Genomic DNA, 19,325 nt, shown 5'->3' on the forward strand with positions numbered 1-19,325 from the left:
CGAAGAACGGATGAGCTTACACCATGGATGGGTTTGGGTCTTCCTGTCCTAAAGAAAAAAAGACTTGACCAAGGAGAACGATCATTCTACTTTTGTTTCATGAACGAAATTACTGGTAATGAAACACGAGACATCATCCTCGATGTCGCCGAAAAGTTGATCTATAAAAGTGGCATCGCCGCCACCGGCATGGACCTTCTGGTGAAAACCGCCGGCGTTTCCAGGAAAAGTGTCTATCGCTACTTCGCCAACAAGGACGACCTGATCGTGGCCGCCCTCAAGCGGCGGGACGAACGCTGGATGCACTGGTTCAGCACCGAGGTGGACAAGGCGCCGACCCCGACTGCACGGCTGCTCAATCTGTTCACTGTGCTCAAAGGCTGGTTCGACAGCGAGGGTTTCCGCGGCTGTGCATTCATCAACACCAGTGGCGAAACCGGCGATCCACAGGATCCGGTCCGCCAGGTGGCGAAGCTGCACAAACAGAAGTTGCTCGATTACGTAACCCGGCTGTGCGTCGAACAAGGTGTCCAGAACCCCGACGCACTGGCCCGCCAACTGCTGATTATGATTGATGGCGCCATTACCGTGGCGCTGGTCATGGGCGACCACAGCGCGGCTGACGACGCCCAAGACATGCTGAAGATGTTGTTACACGCCTGAGCCGTTGAACCTTGTGCAATTCATTGGAGATCCGCCATGTCTGCTTCTTCCGAAGTTCGTCCGCCGTTGCCGCCGTTCACTCGTGAGTCGGCGATCGAGAAAGTTCGCCTGGCCGAAGACGGCTGGAACTCTCGTGACCCGCAAAAAGTATCCCTGGCCTACACGCTGGATACCCAATGGCGTAACCGCGCCGAATTCGCCCATAACCGCGAGGAAGCCAAGGCATTCCTGACTCGCAAATGGGCCAAGGAGCTGGATTATCGGCTGATCAAGGAACTCTGGGCGTTCACCGATAACCGCATCGCCGTGCGCTACGCCTACGAATGGCACGACGATTCGGGTAACTGGTTCCGCTCCTACGGTAACGAAAACTGGGAGTTCGATGAGCAAGGCCTGATGTACAACCGCTACGCCTGCATCAACGACATGCCGATCAAGGAAAGCGAGCGCAAGTTCCGTTGGCCGCTGGGTCGCCGGCCGGACGATCATCCGGGGTTGTCTGAGTTGGGGTTGTAACGCTTTCGACTGAACCACCGCTATCGCGAGCAAGCTCCCACATTGGATTTCAGCGAATACACATGCTGTGTCCGACATGGATCCCCTGTGGGAGCGAGCCTGCTCGCGAAGACGGCCTGACAGCCGACCTGGCTCCCCCGGTCGTACACCCATCAGCTCTGTGGGAGCAAAGCTTGCTCGCGATGGCGGTGGCAAATCCGACAAAGGTGCAGGCTGACTCACCGCTATCACGAGCAAGCTCCCACAGCACCGCCAGACAAGCGGCCCCTCCAACAGGCTTGACCCACATGCCGCCAGGCATCACATTGCCTGGGCCGGCGATAAGCTCGCTGTTTCGTTGTGCAGCAGATTTTTGTGGAGCCCATGACCGCGTCGATTCCGATCCGCCCCCCCTGCCCGCCCGGCGTCTGTGATTGTGGCCGTGATGCCTTGCTGCAAGCGCCTGGCAGCGACCTGCGCATCCTGTGCCTGAATCGCCAGGAAGAAAAACGCCTGCTTGAACACCTGGAGAACATCCAGAGCCTCGATGAACTCCAGCGCCTGCAGCAGCGCCTGTACGAAAACCTGGGGATCCGCCTGAGCGTCGAGCCTGGCTACAACGAAGTGCGGACCATGCGCGGCATCTCCATCGAATTCCAGGACCAGCCCGGCCTGTGCCGCAAGATTCGCCAGTCGATTCCCGCCGCCATCCGCCGAGGCCTGGAAAAACGCCCCGAAATTGCCTGGCGGCTGTTGGATGCCCACGATTTGTTTCGCGACATCTGAACCCAGGCTGCTCCTTCCCTGGAGCAGCACCTTGGCCTAGAAATCCACCGTTGCGGAAAGCAGGTAGGTGCGCGGGGTCGACAGCGTCAATCCGGCCTCACTGTCATCCGACGCCCCGGCCGAACTCCAGTAGCGCTTGTCTGCCACGTTTTCGATGTTGGCCCGCAGGGTGATGTGCTTTTCGTCGACCTTGAACGCGTAGCGGGCGCCCACGTCGAAACGTTCCCAGGAATCGATTTGCTTGGTGTTGGACTGGTCCAGGTACTGCGAGCTGGAATAGATGCCACGGCTGGTCAGGGTCAGGCCCTGTACCGTCGGCACGTCCCATTCGGCGCCGAGGTTGACGTTGTACTTCGGCGTGGCCGGTGCGCGGTTGCCGTCGAAGGTGCCGTTGGTGGTTTGGGTCAGTTCGCTGTCGATGAACATCACACCACCCAGTAAGCGGGTTCCCTTCAGCGGTTCGCCGAAGACACTCAGTTCCACACCAGTGTTTTCTCGCTTGCCGTTCGGGCCGAAGATACGCGTCGTGGCGTCGGTCGCATAGGCCGGCTGTTTGATCCGGAACAGCGCGGCGGTGACGGCGAACGGACCGGCATCATACTTGGCGCCCACCTCGACCTGACGGCTGATGAAGGGCGGGAAAATCTCATCCTCGTTCACCGACGTCGACGGCGCGATCTTGCCCTGGCTCAGGCCTTCCATGTAGTTGGCATACAACGACAGCTTGTCCGTCGCCTTGAACAGGATGCCACCCGACGGCGAAATCTTTTCCTCATCGTAGGCGGTTTCGCCCTTGACGTTATTCGTCCAGTCGTCAACCTTCACCCGTTGCCAGCGGGCACCTAGGGTCAGCAGCAAGCGATCCTCAAACAGGCCCAGCGTGTCGGACAACGCCAGGCCACTGAAGCGGTTCTCGGTGTAGACCTTGTCGTCCTGTCGCGTCGGGTTGCTCGGCGTCGGGGTCTGTACCGGGTCATACAGGTTGCTGTTGCCGTTGGCGTAACGGGCGCCACCATTTTCGAAGTCCATGTAGAAATAGCTGGCAGCCAGGTTGACTTCATGGCTCACCGGGCCTGTATGGAACCAGTTGCGCACCCCGGCATTGGCCGTCCGGACATTCTCGTCGCGAGTGAAATCCCGGGGTTGAACGCGGAAATCTCCAGCCTCATTGAGGACCGAAACGGCATGCCGAAGGAACTCATGATTACTTTTGCGCGCCCCCACGCCGCCGTACAGCATGACGGAGTCGTTGACATCGAATTCGGCATTCACCGCGCCGAAGGTATCTTTGGTACGCGCCTTGCTCCAAGACTGCGCGTAGTTGCGACCTACATCGCTGGCATGCGGCACTGGCGCGTCGGCGGCAACCTGCACGCGTTCCTGGGGCGCGTCGGTGTTACGCTCGGTGCGGCCAATGTCCGTCGAGAGCCGCAGGCGTTCACCGCGAAAATCCAGGCCCAGTACCGCCATCTCGCGGTCCACGCTCTGGTGATCCCATTCGGTGTCGCCCGCCTGCTTCACACCATTGAAGCGAATACCGAACTTGTCCTCTTCACCAAAACGCCGCCCGACATCCACGGCACCGCCAAGCTGGTTGTTGGAGGCATAGCTGCCGGTGAACGAGGTGATGGGCTTGTCGGTGGCACGCTTGGGCACCACGTTGATCCCGCCGCCCACGCTGCCCCGCGGCGAAATACCGTTGATGAGCTGGCTCGGGCCCTTGACGATATCGACGCGCTCGGCCATCTCCATGTCGATCGTGTACGTCGGCAGGATGCCGTAGAGTCCGTTGTAGGCGACATCGCTGTTGAACAGGCTGAAACCACGAATGGTGAACTGCTCAAAGCGTCCGCCCGCCGGGTTGGTGGCGCGGACCGAGGGGTCGCTGGCGATCAGGTCGCCCAGGGTGCGTGCCTGCTGGTTCTTGACCGCGGCGCTGGTGTAGGTGGTCATGCTGAACGGCGTTTCCATGAAGTCCCGCGAGCCCAGCAAGCCTTGCGAACCACGCCGCGCCACCTGGCCACCGGCATACACCGGGCTGTCCGTCGAAGCCGTGGCGCCGACAATCGAGGTGGGTGCCAGTTGCAGGCTGCCGCCTTCTGGCGCCGGCATCAGGATGTAGGCCTGCTCACCCACAGGCTGTAACTGCAGGCCAGAACCGCGCAACAGCCGGGCAAAACCCTCCTCGACCCCAAACTCACCCGAAAGCCCGGCGCTGTTGCGACCACTCACCAGGGCCGGATCTACCGACAAGTTGACGCCCGCCAGCCCGGCAAACCGGGTCAACGCCGCGCTGAGGCTGCCCGCCGGCACCTGATAGCTGCGCCGGGTGGCTTCTTCGGCCAGGCTCGATGAGATAAAGAAGGGGCTGGCGCTCAGGCTCAACGTGAGGCTCAGGTTCAACAGCGGACGCCAGCCGGCGAAGGCCGGGCGCAAACGCAAAGGTGCAACTGCGGACATTGGAAAGCGCTCTCATTTTTGTTCAGTTGCCTTGAATGACAAGCGAGACAAAAAAAGGGGACAGGCCTCAGGCCATATTTTTGCGAAGCGTCAACGTGACCCAATAGCGAGTACGCATATGCACGTCCAGCGGCAGGCTGGCCGCAAGCAGCGCGAGGATTCGGTCGGTGTTGTCCAGGCGGAAGCTGCCGGTGATTGGCAGGGGTTCCAGGGTTTCATCCCAGCGCAACACGCCGGGGCGATAGCGGCTCAGTTCCCGCAGGAAATGCCCCAGCGGCTGGTCCTGCGCAACCAATACGCCGTCACGCCAACCCAGCTGTGCCACGTCGAACACCTTCACTGGCCCCGCGCCTGAGTCCTGGATGTTGACCTGCTGGCCCGTTTCCAAGCTCAGCAATGGCCCGCGCAGGGGTTGCAGTTGCGCCGAGCCGCTGACCACCGACACCCGGCAATCGCCCTCGCCCAGGTGCAGGCAGACCTCGCCACGAGTGATGGTGATGAGCCCATAGGGTGATTGAACGGACAGCGGCGTGTTTCCGGCGAGCTTGAGGGCCATCTCGCCGCGTACCAGCATCAGGCGCCGCGCCTTGAGGTCCAGGTCGACGGCGCTGTCGGTGTTCAGTTGCAGTGCACTGCCATCGACCAGCGACCAGCGCCGTTGCTCGCCTGTGGCGGTGTGCAAATCAGCGCGCCAGGCCTCCAACGGCAGCTCTCGCCCCAGCAACCAAGCGGTCGGGACCAATGCGGCGACGCCCAACGCGCGCTTGAGCACCTCGCGCCGGGCCAGTACTGGGCGGTCCAGGGTTGCCATGCCCAAGGACGCGGGCACCCCGGCAAAACGCTGGCGCAATCGCTGGGCCTTCTGCCAGGCCGCCTCATGATGAGCGCTACTGTCGCGCCAGCGTTGCAGGGCCGTCGAGTCGAACGCATCCCCGTCGAACTCCATCTGGGTCAACCAGCGAGCCGCCGCCCGCGCCGCTTCACGGGCTTCGGGCGAAGGAGCCGAGCGCATCAGAAGTCCACCAACAGGCAATGCTCATAGGCCTGGGCCATATAGCGTTTTACGGTGCGTTCGGAGACTTGCAGGCGCTCGGCGATCTCGCGATAACCCAGGCCTTCAAGTTGGCTCCAGAGAAAAGCCCGGCGCACCAAGGGCGCCAGGCCATCGAGCAATTCGTCCAGGGCTTGCAGGGTTTCCAGCAGCAGCCAGCGTTGTTCTGGCGACGGTGCGCAGGCTTCAGGCAGGCTTGCCAAGGCATCGAGATACGCCTGTTCCAGATTGCGCCGGGTGTAGAAATTGCTCAGCAGGCGTTTGCCAACGGTCAGCAGGTAAGCCCGGGGTTCTTGCAGGTCAGCCAAGGTCTGGGAACTGGAAAGCACCCGCAGGAAGGTATCCTGGCGCAGGTCCGCTGCATCCCAGGCATTGCCCATGCGCCGCCGCAGCCAGCCTTCCAGCCAGCTACCGTGGTCACGGTACAACGCATGGAGGGAATGCTCCGTCGGCGTAACGGCATCACACATGTCCAGAGCCTGCGCAAAGTCTTAAATGAGACTGATTCTAATTAATGTTCGCGCGTTAATCCAAGCTCTTTATGCAATGTGTGTCTAAACACGGGGATGGAATTGATAGAGGGCCCTGTGGGAGCAAGCTTTGCTCCCACAGGCAGGTCTTTTGCGAGCCAGTGCTATCAGTGGCTGGCGTGCAAGGTCTTCGCCACCTCAGGCATGGCCGATGAGTGATGGTTGATGATCTTCCACTGGCCATCAAGGCGCTCATAGAGGAAGGTGTAGCGCGCCTGGACCTCGCGCTTGGAACCGTCGGCCTGGGTGAGCGTGAAGGTATAGACACCACTGTCCATCGCCGCATCGGGGCCCAGGTGGCGGATCTCCCGGTAGTTGATTTGCCCGACCGGTTTGCCGGCCAGGAAATGCTCGAAGTAATCCTGGATCTGCGCCGGCGTGTTGCGCACCTTGTTGGAAACAGTCGGTTGCAAAATCGCATCCGGAGCGTAGAGGCCGGTCACGGCGGTGGCGCTACCGGTTTGCAGCGCGGCGTTCCAGCGGTCGAACAGCGCCGCGATCTCGCGATCATTCACATTCTTGGGCTGCTCGGCCACCGTGCGATACACGTAAGGCGTAGCCTCAAGCGCCTGGACAAGCGGCGCGGCCAGCAGGAATAAAGCAGCAATGGCGCAGGTTTTCATTTTCATCAAAGTGTTCCTTTGGGTTTCAATGGGCCCACTTTGCCGGCCTTCCCTGCCTTCGCCATCGGCCAACCGGTGCCAATCGCCTATGCCGTTCGGCAGATAGGCCCGGTGCCGGTGACACGTTCTAATGGCGCCACCGCGAACCGGACCGGTCCTCTTCCACGCTGGAGTTCCCCATGCAAAGCCCACCCCATGACCCCGGCAGTGCCCTGGCCATCCGCAGCCAATATCGCCAGTCGCAAAGCCGTGCCGCGCGCCTGGGCCTGCTGCTGGGCACCGGCCATGAACTGACGCAGTTGCCCCTGTCGGCCATGCGCCAGCGTGCGCTGCAACGGGCGTGCGCGTTCATGGCCATGGACCATGGCCTGCTGCTGGAGTGGGCGCCGGACCACCCCTTGCGCACCCTCGCCAGTCACGGCAGCGCGGAACGACTCGAACTGCTCGCCAACCTGGCCCAGCCACAAACGCCCGGCCCACAATGGCTGGAATCGCCCGGCAGCGCCCTGCCCCAGGTCTTGCGGGTGCCGTTACGGGCATCCGACGGCGTGGCGTTCGGGGCGTTATTGCTGGGTAACAGCGTGGCCCTCGGCGCGCCAGACAACGAAGACATCGAGTCGCTGCAATTGCTCGCGACGCTGTTGGCGGCGCACCTGGAGAACAGCCGTCTGCTGGAAGCACTCCAGGCCCGCGAGCGGACCATGTCCGAGTTGGTCCACCGCCTGTTCAGCGCCCAGGAAGACGAACGCAAGCGCGTGGCCTACGACCTACACGACGGTCTTGCGCAGAACCTCGCCGGTTTGCATCAGCGCTTGCAGGGCTTCGCCGGTCGCTGCCCGTCGCTACCGCCTGCACTGGCGAACGAGCTGCAAAGCATCCTCGACCTGGCCCAAGGCTGCGTCGGCGAAGGCCGGCAACTGATCGGCGGCCTGCGCCCCCATGTACTGGATGATTTCGGCCTGTACAAAGCCGTGGACAAGGAGGCCGATCGCCTGCGCGATGCGGGCCTGACGGTGAACTGGGCCGAACACAGCACCGCGCGCCTGCCGGGCAACACGGAGATCGCCCTGTTTCGCATTGCCCAGGAAGGCATCAACAACATTCTCAAGCACGCCCAGGCCAGCCACGTGCACTTGGGGTTGGCGGTGGACGATGGCCACGCTTGCCTGCGAGTGGAAGACGATGGCCGTGGCTTTGCCCTGGAGCAGCCCATCGAGACCAACGGCAGCTGCCATCTGGGGCTGGCTGCCATGCAGGAACGCGCACACTTGCTGGACGGCCACTTGAGCTGTTGCAGCCAGCCCGGCGGCGGCACCCGACTGCTGGCCAGCGTGCCGCTACCGGCCCACGGAGTACAACCATGAACCACCCTTTACGCCTGCTGCTGGCCGATGACCATGAAGTCACCCGCACCGGGTTTATCAGCATGCTCGCCGGCAACCCGGGATTCGAGGTCGTCGGTCAGGCCCGCGACGGCCAGGAAGCCCTCGACCTGTGCGAGCGGCTACAGCCGGATATCGCGATTCTCGACATCCGCATGCCCGTCCTCAACGGTTTGGGCGCGGCGCGGATCCTGCAGCAGCGCCAGCCCGGAATCAAAGTCGTGATCTTCACCATGGATGACAGCCCCGACCACCTCGAAGCCGCCATCGGTGCGGGCGCGGTCGGCTATCTGCTCAAGGACGCCAGCCGCGATGAAGTGCTCGACGCCCTCAAACGGGTCGCCCAGGGCGAAGAGGCGTTGAACAGTTCGGTCAGCGCGCGCCTGCTGCGCCGCATGGCCGAGCGCGGTGCGAATGGTGCCACTCAAGTCCAGGCCCTGACCGCCCGGGAACGCCAGGTCCTGGGGCTGGTGGCCGGCGGTTTCAGCAACCGTGAGATCGGCGAAAAGCTGGGCATCGCACCCGGCACGGCCAAGGCCCACGTGGAGCGCGTCATCGGCAAACTGGGCGCCGCCGACCGGACCCAGGCCGCCGTGCGCGGCGTTGCCCTGGGCCTGGTGGCGCAACCTACCGGGCAATGGCCATGAGGTTTCTCGCCGCCCGCCGCTGGGCCGACCTGCCCTTGCGCGGCAAGGCCCTGGTGGTGATTTCCCTGCCCCTGGTGGTCCTGCTGCTGTCGCTGGTGCTGATCTATATCACCGAACGCCAGACCGCCCGGGCCGAAGAGGATGTGCGCCGGGTGCTGCTGGTCCAGGGTGATATCCAGACAGTCCACACCCTGCTGGCCGAGGCAGCGGCCAGCGTGCGCGGTTACCTGCTGACCCGCCGTGAAGATTTCCTGCCCAGCTACGAGCAGGCCACGCCGCTGATCCAGGCCGCGTTGCAGCGCCTGGACCACAACATTCGCGACGCCAGGATGCGCGAGCACCTCAAGACCATCACCCCGCTGATCGCTGACAAACTCGACGGTTTGCTCGCGCTACGCAACGGCAAGCGCGACGACCCCGAGGCCATCACCGCGATCCTGATCGAAAACAAACAGGTGCTGGACGTATTGCGCGAGCAGATCAGCGCCATGCGCATACGCGAGGACGCCCTGCTCGCCGACCGCAGCGCCGCCGCCTCGGCCACGCGCATGCGCCTGTTGTTCGCCACCTTGCTGGCGGCGGTGTGCGGGCTGCTGGGGGCGATTGTCGCGGTGCTGTTCCTGTCCAAGGGCATTGTCGCCCGGGTCCAGCAGGTGCAAGGCAACGCCCAGCGCCTGGCATTGGGCCAACCCTTGTTGCCGCAACCGCCGGAGCAGGACGAAATCGGCCAGCTCGGCACGCGCCTGGTGGAGGCCGGGCAGTTGCTCGCCGAACGTGAACGGGCCCTGCGCGACAACGAGGAGCGCTTGCGGCTGATCATCGATGGCGTGAAGGACTACGGGATCTTCGCCCTGGATGCCCAAGGCTACGTCACCACCTGGAACGCTGGCGCGGAACGGATCAAGGGCTACACCGAGCAGGAAATCCTCGGCCGGCATTTTTCCCTGTTCTACCTGGCCGAAGAGTGCCCGGCGCACCCGGAGATGGCCCTGCGCGAAGCCACCCGCGACGGTCATTACATGGAAGAAGGCTGGCGTTGCCGCAAGGACGGCAGCCGCTTCTGGGCCAGCGTGGTCATCACCGCCCAATACGATGGCACCGGTGCCTTGCGCGGTTTCTCCAAGATCACCCGCGACATCACTGATCGGCGCGCCGCCGAAATCGCCCTGCGCACCGCCCGTGAAGAAGCCGAAAGCGCCAGTCGGGCCAAGAGCGAGTTTCTCTCGCGCATGAGTCATGAGCTGCGTACGCCACTGAACGCCATCCTCGGTTTCGCTCAATTACTGGACATGGACTCCACTGCTGGGCAACGCCCCCAGGTCAGCCATATCCTGCGGGCCGGCCAGCACTTGCTGGCGTTGATCAACGAGGTGCTGGACATTGCCCGGATCGAGGCCGGGCGCCTGCCGCTGAACATCGAACCGATCGCCCTGTCGACGGTGCTGCACGAAGCCCTGACCTTGGTTTCACCGATGGCCGCCGACGCCGGGATCCACTTGGCCGAGCTGCCTGCGCTGCCCGACGACAGCGGCGTGCTCGCGGACCGCCAGCGCCTGGTGCAGGTGCTGCTCAACCTGCTGTCCAACGCCATCAAGTACAACCGGCCCGGCGGTGAGGTGCGCATCGAAGTCAGCGTCCAGCCCCATCAGGTGAGCATCGCCGTCAACGACACCGGTCATGGCATTGCCCCGGAACAGCTGGACCAACTGTTCAAGCCCTTCGAACGCCTGGGCGCCGATCCCCAGGTCGAAGGCACTGGCCTGGGGTTGTCGTTGAGCAAGAGCCTGCTGGAAATGATGCAAGGCAACCTGCAGGTCCACAGTGAGCCCGGACACGGCTGCTGTTTCACCCTGCAACTGCCCGGCACCCAGGTGGTTGGCGCGCATTTGCCGCCCATCGCCGCCCTGGCGGTGACGCGCTCGCCTGTGGACTATCACGGCAAAATCCTGTGCATCGAAGACAACCTGTCGAGCCTGGCGCTGATCGAAACCCTGATGCAACGCCGCCCTGGCATCCAATTGCTGTCGAGCATGCAAGGCCAGATGGGCCTGGACCTCGCGCGCCAGCACACCCCGCAACTGATCCTGCTGGACGTCAGCCTGCCCGACCTCGAAGGCCTGGAAGTCTTGCGGCGCCTGCGCCAGTCCCCGGCCACCGCCGCCACCCCCGTGCTGATGATCACCGCCGATGCCAGCGACCTGACCCATCGCGCCCTGCGTGACGCCGGTGCCACGGCGATCCTGACCAAACCTATCCATATCCAGGCCTTCCTGGGCCACCTCGAACACTATCTACCGGAGCCCGCATGAATCGCGACTTGCGCATTCTGATCGTCGACGATCAGCGCCCCAACCTGGACCTGATGGAACAACTGCTGGCCCGCGAAGGGTTGCACAACGTGCTGAGCAGCACCGAACCATTGCGCACGCTCGATCTGTTCAACAGCTTCGAGCCGGACCTGGTCATCCTCGATCTGCACATGCCGGCGTTCGACGGCTTTGCCGTGCTGGAGCAACTCAACCGGCGAATCCCGGCCAACGACTACCTGCCGATCCTGGTGCTGACCGCCGACGCGACCCGAGACACGCGCCTGCGTGCGCTGGCCCTAGGTGCCCGGGATTTCATCAGCAAACCCCTGGATGCGCTGGAAACCATGCTGCGCATCTGGAACCTGCTGGAAACCCGTGCGCTCTATAAGGCGTTGCGCGAGTTGATCCCGTCCCAGCAGATCGAACTGTTGCGCCAGCACCGTCCCGCCGCCGGCCCGGCTTGACCTGGCGGCCGTTCCATCGAGGCATTCGAAGCATGGAAGTCACTGAACGAACATCGGCAACCGGCTTGCAGGCACACATTCGCGGCGAGCGCGTGGCGACGTCCGACGGCGTATCGGCCAAAGAGATCCTGGTCGAGATCTTTGTCCGTGAGCGCAGCGAAGCACACATCGTCGTGCCGGCAGTGGCCGAACCGTTGCTCGTCTGGGTGCTGTCCGGGGAAGCCATCGTCGAGGAGCGCGTTGCCAACGAGGCGTGGGAAGCGAATACCGTGGTCACCGGAGATTTTTTCCTGACCACATCCCCGGTTCCTTATGAGATGCGCTGGCAAGTGACCAGTCGCGAGCCGTTTGTGGTCATGCATCTGTACCTGGGGTTGGCGTTGCTGGAACGCGCCCTTGCCGAAGCCGGCGGCAGCGGCGCGATCCAACTGCGGGAAGTCTCTGGCGGGCGGGATGAAGCGCTTTCAGCCTTGCTTGAACAGATTCGGGCGGAATTGACCCGGCGCGGTGAAACCAGTGCCTTGCTGATCCAGGGCGTGGCGCAATGTGTGGCGGTGCACCTGGCGCGGCATTATGTGGATGCTGACGCCGAGGACATGTCCGGACGTAACGCCCTGCCCGCCTTCAAGCTCAAGCGGGTGATCCAGTTAATGGAACAACACCTGGCCGCCCCCTTCAGCCTCGGTGACCTGGCCCAGGCCATCGGCATGAGCGAATACCACTTCAGCCGCTTGTTCAAGCGCGCCACCGGGCGTTCACCTTCGCAGTACTTCATCCAACTGAGAATGGCCCGGGCCCGGCAACTGCTGATGGAGACCGAGCGCAGCGTCATCGATATCGGCCTGGAGGTCGGCTATGGCAGCGCCAGTCACTTCTCGCAGATCTTCCGCCGCGAAGTGGGCGTGGCGCCGAGTCATTACCGCAAGTAAGGACCACACATCCCCTGTGGCGAGGGAGCTTGCTCCCGCTCGGTTGCGAAGCGACCGCAAGATTTTGGGACCGCTGCGCGCTCCAGCGGGAGCAAGCTCCCTCGCCACAATGGGGTTCTTGGCCGATGTCTAGATACGGCGTTTATTTGATCCGGTAGTGAAAGGTATTGCGTACCGCCGGCACCGTCACCGCCTTGCCATCGATGATTCGCGGTTGATAACGAAACGTCTGGGCAGCGGCCAGGGACGGTCGGATGAACAAGGGGTGGCAACCGTCAATGACCTTGGGGTTATCGATCCGCCCGTCCGGCGTCACGCTGTATTCCACGGTGCAATCGCCTTCCAGGCCCTTGTCCAGGGCGCGTTGCGGATAGTCCGGGGCTTGTTTGCTCAGCGGTTGATAGCTGCGGCTGTCGGCGGCGGCCTGGCGCGCTTGCTCGGCCTGGCGTTGCTCGGCGAGTGCTTGTGCCTGCCGGGCCTGGCGCTGTTGTTCGGCGGCCTGCTGCTCGGTGTCTTGCCTGCGTCGTTCGCTTTCCTGGCGTTCGCGCTGCTGTTGGGCCTGTTGCTCACGCTTTTGCTCCTCGACCCGTTTGCGAGCCAGGGCCGCCTGTTCCAGTTTCTGCGCCTGGACACGCGGATCGACAAGAGGCTGGGTGGGGGCCGGGCGTGGCGCTTCCAGGGGTGGCGGGGTGGATTCGAGCGCTGGCTGTGCAACAGGGATGACAGATGCAGGTGCTTCGGGCACCGGTGCCGCTGGCAACATCACCAGTTGCGTGCGCAACACCCTGGGCGCCTCGGCAGCCGGCTTCTCCACGCTCCAACCCAGCACCAACAACGCCACCACCCCCGCGTGCAGGGCCACGGCGAGCCCCGCCGCCAGGCTGTTTTTCCAAAAGCGACGGCCCAGCGCAGGTACGCTCAAGGAGGGACTGTGCATGATCATCGCCGTCATTGCGGCGCCTCAGTCACCAGCCCCAGGTTGCTCACGCCGCCCCGCTGCAACGCGGCCATGGCCGCAACGACCCGGCCGTAATCGGCATGCTCGTCGGCACGGATGTACACCTGGGTCTCGCTGCGCTCGGCCACGACCTGCGCCACCTTGGCGCGCATCTGCTCCAGGTCCACGGCGCTGTCGGTCTGGTGGCGGGTGTCCAGCTCACCGCCCAGGTTCCAGTAGTAACCACCCTCGGCCTTGACCGACAGGGTGAGGATTTGCTGGCGACTGTCGTTGGCCAGTGCTTCGCTGGCGACCTTGGGCAGTTCGATCTTCACCCCCTGGGTCAGCATCGGTGCGGTGACCATGAAAATCACCAGCAGCACCAACATCACGTCGATGTACGGCACCACGTTCATTTCGGCCTTGGGACCGTGCTTGCGTTGTGGCTTGACGAGCATCTGCCCTCTCCTCTCAAGCGGCCGTGGCCAGGTTCATCGGGGCACCGTGCAGTTTGCGGTGCAGACGCGCCTGCAGCTCGTTGCCGAAGGCGTAGTAACGGGTAAGAAGGGTCTGGCCGCGAGCAGCAAAACGGTTATAGGCAATCACCGCCGGGATCGCCGCGAACAAGCCGATGGCCGTGGCGATCAACGCTTCGGCAATGCCCGGCGCCACGGTGGAAAGGCTCGCTTGCTGCACCTGGGACAGGCCAATAAAGGCATTCATGATCCCCCAGACGGTGCCAAACAAACCGATATAAGGGCTGACGGAACCGACGGTGGCGAGAAACTGCAGGCCTTTTTCCAGCTGTATTTCCTGTTCGCTGATCGCCACCTGCAGTGCGCGCTCGACACCTTCAAGCACCACTTGCGGCGTGCTTGAAGGTTGGTTGAGCTGAGTGAAGGCCAGTACACCGGCCTGGAAAATCGGTGTGACGCCACCGTCGTCTTCGCGGACTTGTGCGTGTTCCCGGTACAAGGGCAACAGATCCTGGCTGCTGCGAAAGCGCTGCATGAAACCGTTGAGCTGGCGCTCGTTGCGTTGCAGCACGGCGCTGCGCTGAATGATCAGGTACCAGCTCAATAGCGAGGCCAGCAGCAACGTGAGCATGACCGCCTTGACCAGCAGACTCGCGTCACTGATCAGGCCCCAGATCGTCATGTGTTCCAGAGTGGCTTGCATGGTTGAAACTCCTGTCTGGCGGTTATTCGATGAAATGTTCGTGACCGGGTGATGACAGCGTCGCTCAAGGCAGGCGCAGCGCTTTCGCCACGTCAGCCCAGGGCACGAATTTGAAGTTCTGGGTCTGCTCGGGCATGCGCTTGCGGCCGTCCTGGACCACCAGCATGCCCTGGCTCCAAGGCCCGCCGAGGTTCACCGAGGTCACCTCCAGGCCATCGGTTTGCGACGCGCCATCAATGCCTGCGGCCGCGCTCAGACCGACCCGGAAGGCGCCGCGCACGGCATAGGGAGGCTCGGCATCGAGCACCAGGTAGCTGTCATTGCCCTGGCTGGAGATCACCAGGTAGTCGCGGCCCTCGGCCTGGTACAAGGCCATGCCCTCGACGTCAGCGTGCAACGCTGGGCCAACCTTGATCACACTGTTCAAGGTCGCCGGTTGGTCGGCCCGGGCATCCACCGCCCAGACCCCCACGTCCTCCTCACCGAGAAACAAGCGCTGGCGCTGCTCATCGGCGACGCAACCTTCGGGCTGGCTGTCGACGCTGAACTGGCGCACCAACTGGCCTTTCACCACGCCGTCCGGCGCGCTCAGGCGGTACTGCACGAAGCGCCCGTCCTTGCCGTTGGCGAAGGCATACAGTTCGCCTTCGGCAGGCTGGAACAGACAGATGCCGTAGATTTCCTTCAATGATGTCGCAATCTCACCGGCTTCGCGCAACTCGCCGCTGGCGCGGTCGATGCTGAACAGGCTCAAGCTGTTGCGATCGCGGTTGCTGGCCACGGCCAGATCGACGGTTTGCGTGCCCAGCTTGAAGTTCGCCCGCACATCGACGTTATTCAGGCGCCCGACCGCCAGTTCCTGCAGCAACTTGCCTTGCAGGTCATAGGCCAGCAGGCCTTGCTTCTTGTTGGTGCCCAGCACCCGGCTCAGCCCGGGCGTCGTCGGATGCACCCAGATCGCCGGGTCATCGGCTGCATCGCCCTGGCGGGCCACCGGTTCGCTCTGGACGATGGCAGCCACAGCGGGCAGTACCGGTGGCAAAGGCACTGGCGTGGGTTTCCAGCTGATTTCGCCTTGGTACAGGTGACCGTTGTCATCGTCGCGCAGCAGCACTTCGATGCCACTTTTCGTCAGCCGCGCCGCGAGGTTTTCCGGCTCCTTCAGGCCCGCCAACGGCAGACTGGCCTTGGCGCTCCAACCCGCTTCCTGTTGCTGATACACATGCAGTTGCGCCGCTTCCGGGTCCAGCCCCAACAGGCCTCCCGGCAGCACGGCCATGGCCCCGGCGCTTTGCTGGAGGTCGCCGAACGGTGCACGCATCGCCACGGGCACCCGCACGGTCTCGGCCTCTGAGGATGCCGGATAGGCCCACCAGCCCACCCGTTCCTCGTTGACGAACAATTGATTGGCGCTGTCCTGTACCTGGCAGGTCTTGGCATCCGGCGGCAATGGCAGGCCGCGCACCCGTTGCGCGGTGTCGCTCAGGCGCTCGCCATTGCCCACCAGCCATTGCTCGCCCTTGCCCTCCTCGCCGACCAGGAACACAAACAGGTTGCTCGCCTCGTCGCGATAAAGGCACAGGCCGTTGACCGGGAAATTCCGCGCGGGCAGGTACAACGGCGTACCCCACTGACGGTTTTGTGGGTCGAGGCTGACGACCAGGGCTTGCTGTCGCGTGCTGTCGAGGCTGGCGACCAACACGTTCGCGCCCTGGGCACGGCTATCGACACCTTCGAAGGTGCCCTTCAGGCGCGTCAGTTCGCGCCCCTGGGCATCGAGCAAGAACAAGCCTTCGCGGGCACTGGCCAGTCGCTCGGTCGTCGAAGGGCCGGGCAGGAATGCCAGGGCGTTGATCGACAGTTGCTCGGTTTGAGACCAGGGTTGCAGCTGTAGCTTGGGGGCCGGGGCAGCCGCCAGGGCGGCGGCTGATGCCAGGCTGATCGCCATCGCCAGCAGGTAGCGCTTGGGTAAGAAAAACATCGTGTTCAACGGGAAAATCCTTGTCATTGAGCTGAACTCAGAAATGGCATGTTCGTGATTCAGAAATGGGTAAAGGTCAGCCCCAGCTTGTAGGTCGGGCCGTACTCTTCGTACTGGCCGTTGTAGGCGCGGTGACCGGTGTAGACAAAATACGACTCGTCGGTGAGGTTCTGGGCCTCCAGGCTGACTTGCAGGTTCTTGGTCAGCGAATAGCGCGCGCTGAAGTCAACGAAGGTCTGGGCGTCGACGTGCAAGTCGTGGTCGCGGTCGCTGATGGACGCCAGTTCGAACAGGTACGCTGACTTGTAGTTGGCCGACAGCCGCAGGCTCAGCTTGTCGTTTTCCCAACCCAACATCAGGTTGCCGACCGTGTCTGACTGGTTCGGCAGGTCGATGCTGCGTTTGCGCTGGGTACCACTGGCCTGGTCGAAGCCCTCGATCTCGGCGTCCGAACGGCTGAAGGTGGTGTTGGCGCCGAGCAGCAGGCCGTTCCAAGGGGCTGGCAGCCAGTCGAATTTTTGCGAGTAGGCCAATTCCAGGCCATACAGCTTGGCGCTGTCGCCGTTGGCGTAGCTGTGGGCTTCGGAAAAATCGGTCCAGGCACCGGTGCCGGCCAGGTCGGTGTTGTAGACGAAATTCTTGATGTCCTTGTAGAACACGAAGGCCGAGACGGTACCGGCGTGGCCCATGAAATGTTCGATGCCCAGGTCCAGGTTGCTCGATTCCAGCGGTTTGAGCTCCGGGTTGCCGAACGTGGCCTCGTCATCGTCGATGACAAAACCCGGCGCCAATTGCCCGAAGGTCGGACGCACCACGGATTTGGTCCAGGCCGCACGCACCTGGGTGTTCTTGTCCAGTTGATAGCGCGCGTGCAGGCCCGGCAACCAGTGGTGATACTTGCGCCGGGTCTCGGTGTCGGTGAATACGCCATCGGTGGCGCCGGTGCCCTTGGCTTCGAACTCGGTGCCTTCGTAGCGCATGCCGGCGATGAAGCGCCAGTCATCGATATCGACGGTGTTCATCAGGTATCCGGCGTTGATGTCCTCGCTCATCTTGAAATCGTTGACTCGCGACTCCTGCTCGTCGAAAAACTCATCGCGATTCAGACCGCCGAGCAACTGCTTGATCGCGTCGGCGCTTATGCCCGGGCCGAAGCGGCCGAGGCGATAGTCCACGTTGCCTTTCTGGAACTGCCCGAGGTTCAACTGCTCATCGGTGAAACCCAGGTCGTCAAAATCCTCGTAGACCCAGGCATTGAGGTCGTTGTCCTTGTTACGTCGGCTGACTTTGCCGCCGAATTTGACCTGGGACGCGTAGCCACGCAGGTCATAGTCCCGGGCCAGGTCCAGGCGCAGGTTTTTCTCGGTGTCGGTGGTCTTCTGTTCCTCCCAGTCCACCTTGTCGAGGCTGAAGTTGGCCGGATCGTAGAACCCCGAGCCGATGATCGGGCGCGGCTTGTCGTTGTCGTAGAAACCACCGTTGAAACCATCGATGCCTTTGAAGGTGGCACCGGCAATGTGGCCGGGGCTGTCTTCGCTGGATTGGCTATAGCCACCCTGGCCACTCAGGGTCCAGAGCCCGAACAGGCGTTCGCCACCGAGTACGTAGGATTGGATTTCCTGGGTTTCTTCACGTTGCTTGAGTTTGCGCTCGCCCTCGGCATCGCCCAACTCGCCTGCTGCTTGCGGGTCTTCGAAGGCAATGCTGGCGGCGTTGCGGGTTTCACTGTCCTTGTAGCGGCTGTAAAGCGTGCGCAGGTAATAGCTGCTGAAGTCATCGGGCTTGTAGTCGAAGTTCAACCCGCCACCGGCCCGCTCGCGACGGATGTCGTAGTCGCGCTGTTCGAACTCTTCGAGGCGTGAGCCTTGCTCGAAATCCCAGGCACCGCCGGTTTCGACGTTGTCCGAACCGAAGTCACGCTTCTGCCAGCTCAGCGCCGCGGCCACGCCGAAGTTGTCGATGCCGTCGCCGAGGCTGAAACGGTCGCTGATGGCGCCGGAGAATTTCGGGCTGGTCTGGCTGGTGTTCTTGTCATAGCTGGCTTCGCTGCTGCCGGTGTAGAACAGGCCCTTGTGGTCGAAGGCCGAGAGGCTTTTGACGTCCACCGTGCCGCCCAGGGAGTTGGCGTCCATGTCCGGCGTCAGGGTCTTGATCACCGACAACGATTGCACCAGCTCCGAGGGCAGCACATCCAAAGCAACGGCCCGCCGTTCGCTCTCCGGGGCTGGCACCAGGGTACCGTTGATGGTCACGCTGTTGAGGTCCGGTCCCAGGCCGCGCACGCTGACAAACCGGCCTTCGCCCTGGTCGCGCTCGACGCTGACACCGGGCAGGCGCTGCACCGCTTCGGCGACGTTTTCATCCGGCAACTGCGCAACGCCGTCGGCATGCACGACGCTCTTGATGCTGTCGGCGCTGCGCTGCTCCTTGAGGGCCTGATCGATGCTGGCCGCCTGGCCGACCACTTCAACGTGTTCAGTGGCCGTCTGCTCGGCGGCGCTCAGTCGCTCACTGGCAATGGCCATCGCCAACGCGGTAACAGTGAAACCGACGAGCCCGGCAGTGCTTGTGCGGTGATACATGGTGGTCCTCCCCAGGAATCCGGAAATCCGCCAGGCAATGGCCCGGCAACTGGGAGGGCACGCTAGGGGTGGGGAATGACGGTTCTGTGACAGGGTTTGGCTGGAGGGGCTGCAATCAGCTGATTTAGGGGGGCTGGCGAGCCGGAATGAGCTGAAATGACCTGTTTTACAGGCTAAGGGAATCTGAAGGGCGAGGGAATCACCTCTGTGGGAGCAAAGCTTGCTCGCGATGCAGGCGCCTCGATTCCCTGAAAAACCGCATCGTCTTCATCGCGAGCAAGCTTTGCTCCCACATAATCCTCTCGCC

At 62.9% G+C, this 19,325-nt stretch carries 17 protein-coding genes; 8 read left to right on the forward strand and 9 right to left on the reverse strand.

What is annotated here, in order from left to right; all coding sequences use genetic code 11:
* Window positions 1-99: 99 nt before the first annotated feature.
* The 3 genes from HU749_RS15940 (at window position 100) to HU749_RS15950 (ending at window position 1,944) form a co-directional block, all read left to right on the forward strand.
* On the forward strand, window positions 100-663 hold the full coding sequence (locus HU749_RS15940; protein ID WP_079303336.1) for a TetR/AcrR family transcriptional regulator: 564 nt from the start codon (window positions 100-102) through the stop codon (window positions 661-663).
* 36 nt (window positions 664-699) lie between these two features.
* Window positions 700-1,179 (forward strand): nuclear transport factor 2 family protein, encoded by a 480-nt coding sequence (locus tag HU749_RS15945; RefSeq protein WP_046062452.1) that lies wholly within the window; start codon window positions 700-702, stop codon window positions 1,177-1,179.
* A 363-nt stretch (window positions 1,180-1,542) separates the two neighbouring features.
* Entirely contained in the window at window positions 1,543-1,944 is a 402-nt protein-coding gene (locus HU749_RS15950; RefSeq protein WP_079303335.1) for a hypothetical protein, read from the forward strand.
* Window positions 1,945-1,980: 36 nt separating this feature from the next.
* Here the strand turns inward: HU749_RS15950 and HU749_RS15955 are convergent, their stop codons facing one another.
* The 4 genes from HU749_RS15955 to HU749_RS15970 form a co-directional block, all read right to left on the reverse strand.
* Entirely contained in the window at window positions 1,981-4,404 is a 2,424-nt protein-coding gene (locus HU749_RS15955; protein ID WP_095974362.1) for a TonB-dependent receptor, read from the reverse strand.
* A 67-nt stretch (window positions 4,405-4,471) separates the two neighbouring features.
* A complete protein-coding gene (locus HU749_RS15960; RefSeq protein WP_186650162.1) occupies window positions 4,472-5,416 on the reverse strand; it encodes a FecR domain-containing protein in 945 nt (314 codons plus the stop codon).
* On the reverse strand, window positions 5,416-5,925 hold the full coding sequence (locus tag HU749_RS15965) for a sigma-70 family RNA polymerase sigma factor (protein WP_079303332.1): 510 nt from the start codon (window positions 5,923-5,925) through the stop codon (window positions 5,416-5,418). Before HU749_RS15965 ends, HU749_RS15960 begins: the two co-directional genes overlap by 1 nt.
* A 167-nt stretch (window positions 5,926-6,092) precedes the next feature.
* Entirely contained in the window at window positions 6,093-6,614 is a 522-nt protein-coding gene (locus tag HU749_RS15970; protein ID WP_014338290.1) for an SgcJ/EcaC family oxidoreductase, read from the reverse strand.
* A gap of 173 nt (window positions 6,615-6,787) precedes the next feature.
* On the opposite strand from HU749_RS15970, the gene HU749_RS15975 reads away from it, so the two are divergent.
* From HU749_RS15975 to HU749_RS15995, 5 genes are read left to right on the forward strand one after another with little or no spacing between them, the layout of a single operon-like run.
* Complete coding sequence (locus tag HU749_RS15975; RefSeq protein WP_186650165.1) at window positions 6,788-7,972, forward strand: sensor histidine kinase; 1,185 nt, start codon at window positions 6,788-6,790, stop codon at window positions 7,970-7,972.
* The gene (locus tag HU749_RS15980) at window positions 7,969-8,637 is read left to right on the forward strand and encodes a response regulator (RefSeq protein WP_079303331.1); all 669 of its coding nucleotides are present in this window, start codon (window positions 7,969-7,971) and stop codon (window positions 8,635-8,637) included. The genes HU749_RS15975 and HU749_RS15980 overlap by 4 nt, the downstream gene beginning before the upstream one ends.
* Entirely contained in the window at window positions 8,634-10,946 is a 2,313-nt protein-coding gene (locus HU749_RS15985; protein ID WP_172436064.1) for an ATP-binding protein, read from the forward strand. The genes HU749_RS15980 and HU749_RS15985 overlap by 4 nt, the downstream gene beginning before the upstream one ends.
* Window positions 10,943-11,410 carry a response regulator gene (locus HU749_RS15990; RefSeq protein ID WP_018610463.1) on the forward strand — a complete coding sequence of 156 codons (468 nt, stop codon included), beginning with the start codon at window positions 10,943-10,945 and terminating at the stop codon, window positions 11,408-11,410. Before HU749_RS15985 ends, HU749_RS15990 begins: the two co-directional genes overlap by 4 nt.
* A 32-nt stretch (window positions 11,411-11,442) precedes the next feature.
* Window positions 11,443-12,339: a helix-turn-helix domain-containing protein gene (locus tag HU749_RS15995; RefSeq protein ID WP_079303329.1), complete on the forward strand. Its 897-nt coding sequence runs from the start codon at window positions 11,443-11,445 to the stop codon at window positions 12,337-12,339.
* Between the two features lie 142 nt (window positions 12,340-12,481).
* On the opposite strand, the gene HU749_RS16000 is transcribed toward HU749_RS15995, so the two are convergent.
* From HU749_RS16000 to HU749_RS16020, 5 genes are all read right to left on the reverse strand, one after another.
* On the reverse strand, window positions 12,482-13,291 hold the full coding sequence (locus HU749_RS16000) for an energy transducer TonB (RefSeq protein ID WP_095962631.1): 810 nt from the start codon (window positions 13,289-13,291) through the stop codon (window positions 12,482-12,484).
* A complete protein-coding gene (gene tolR, locus HU749_RS16005) occupies window positions 13,288-13,734 on the reverse strand; it encodes a protein TolR (RefSeq protein ID WP_095974359.1) in 447 nt (148 codons plus the stop codon). The genes HU749_RS16000 and tolR overlap by 4 nt, the downstream gene beginning before the upstream one ends.
* 13 nt (window positions 13,735-13,747) lie before the next feature.
* A complete protein-coding gene (tolQ, locus tag HU749_RS16010; RefSeq protein ID WP_046062461.1) occupies window positions 13,748-14,455 on the reverse strand; it encodes a protein TolQ in 708 nt (235 codons plus the stop codon).
* Window positions 14,456-14,519: 64 nt separating this feature from the next.
* Window positions 14,520-16,436, reverse strand: a complete 1,917-nt coding sequence (locus HU749_RS16015) for a phytase (protein ID WP_413037923.1) — start codon at window positions 16,434-16,436, stop codon at window positions 14,520-14,522.
* Window positions 16,437-16,495: 59 nt separating this feature from the next.
* On the reverse strand, window positions 16,496-19,018 hold the full coding sequence (locus tag HU749_RS16020; RefSeq protein ID WP_079303325.1) for a TonB-dependent receptor: 2,523 nt from the start codon (window positions 19,016-19,018) through the stop codon (window positions 16,496-16,498).
* Window positions 19,019-19,325: the final 307 nt, after the last annotated feature.

Origin of the sequence: Pseudomonas ogarae (genome assembly GCF_014268695.2) — a bacterium.
Lineage (GTDB): Bacteria > Pseudomonadota > Gammaproteobacteria > Pseudomonadales > Pseudomonadaceae > Aquipseudomonas > Aquipseudomonas kilonensis.

Bases quoted from the DNA above. Each gene is read 5' to 3' on its own strand.
- HU749_RS15940 (WP_079303336.1), top strand. From the start codon at position 100: ATGAACGAAATTACTGGTAATGAAACACGAGACATCATCCTCGATGTC.
- HU749_RS15945 (WP_046062452.1), top strand. From the start codon at position 700: ATGTCTGCTTCTTCCGAAGTTCGTCCGCCGTTGCCGCCGTTCACTCGT.
- HU749_RS15950 (WP_079303335.1), top strand. From the start codon at position 1,543: ATGACCGCGTCGATTCCGATCCGCCCCCCCTGCCCGCCCGGCGTCTGT.
- HU749_RS15955 (WP_095974362.1), bottom strand. From the start codon at position 4,404: ATGTCCGCAGTTGCACCTTTGCGTTTGCGCCCGGCCTTCGCCGGCTGG.
- HU749_RS15960 (WP_186650162.1), bottom strand. From the start codon at position 5,416: ATGCGCTCGGCTCCTTCGCCCGAAGCCCGTGAAGCGGCGCGGGCGGCG.
- HU749_RS15965 (WP_079303332.1), bottom strand. From the start codon at position 5,925: ATGTGTGATGCCGTTACGCCGACGGAGCATTCCCTCCATGCGTTGTAC.
- HU749_RS15970 (WP_014338290.1), bottom strand. From the start codon at position 6,614: ATGAAAATGAAAACCTGCGCCATTGCTGCTTTATTCCTGCTGGCCGCG.
- HU749_RS15975 (WP_186650165.1), top strand. From the start codon at position 6,788: ATGCAAAGCCCACCCCATGACCCCGGCAGTGCCCTGGCCATCCGCAGC.
- HU749_RS15980 (WP_079303331.1), top strand. From the start codon at position 7,969: ATGAACCACCCTTTACGCCTGCTGCTGGCCGATGACCATGAAGTCACC.
- HU749_RS15985 (WP_172436064.1), top strand. From the start codon at position 8,634: ATGAGGTTTCTCGCCGCCCGCCGCTGGGCCGACCTGCCCTTGCGCGGC.
- HU749_RS15990 (WP_018610463.1), top strand. From the start codon at position 10,943: ATGAATCGCGACTTGCGCATTCTGATCGTCGACGATCAGCGCCCCAAC.
- HU749_RS15995 (WP_079303329.1), top strand. From the start codon at position 11,443: ATGGAAGTCACTGAACGAACATCGGCAACCGGCTTGCAGGCACACATT.
- HU749_RS16000 (WP_095962631.1), bottom strand. From the start codon at position 13,291: ATGACGGCGATGATCATGCACAGTCCCTCCTTGAGCGTACCTGCGCTG.
- tolR (WP_095974359.1), bottom strand. From the start codon at position 13,734: ATGCTCGTCAAGCCACAACGCAAGCACGGTCCCAAGGCCGAAATGAAC.
- tolQ (WP_046062461.1), bottom strand. From the start codon at position 14,455: ATGCAAGCCACTCTGGAACACATGACGATCTGGGGCCTGATCAGTGAC.
- HU749_RS16015 (WP_413037923.1), bottom strand. From the start codon at position 16,436: ATGTTTTTCTTACCCAAGCGCTACCTGCTGGCGATGGCGATCAGCCTG.
- HU749_RS16020 (WP_079303325.1), bottom strand. From the start codon at position 19,018: ATGTATCACCGCACAAGCACTGCCGGGCTCGTCGGTTTCACTGTTACC.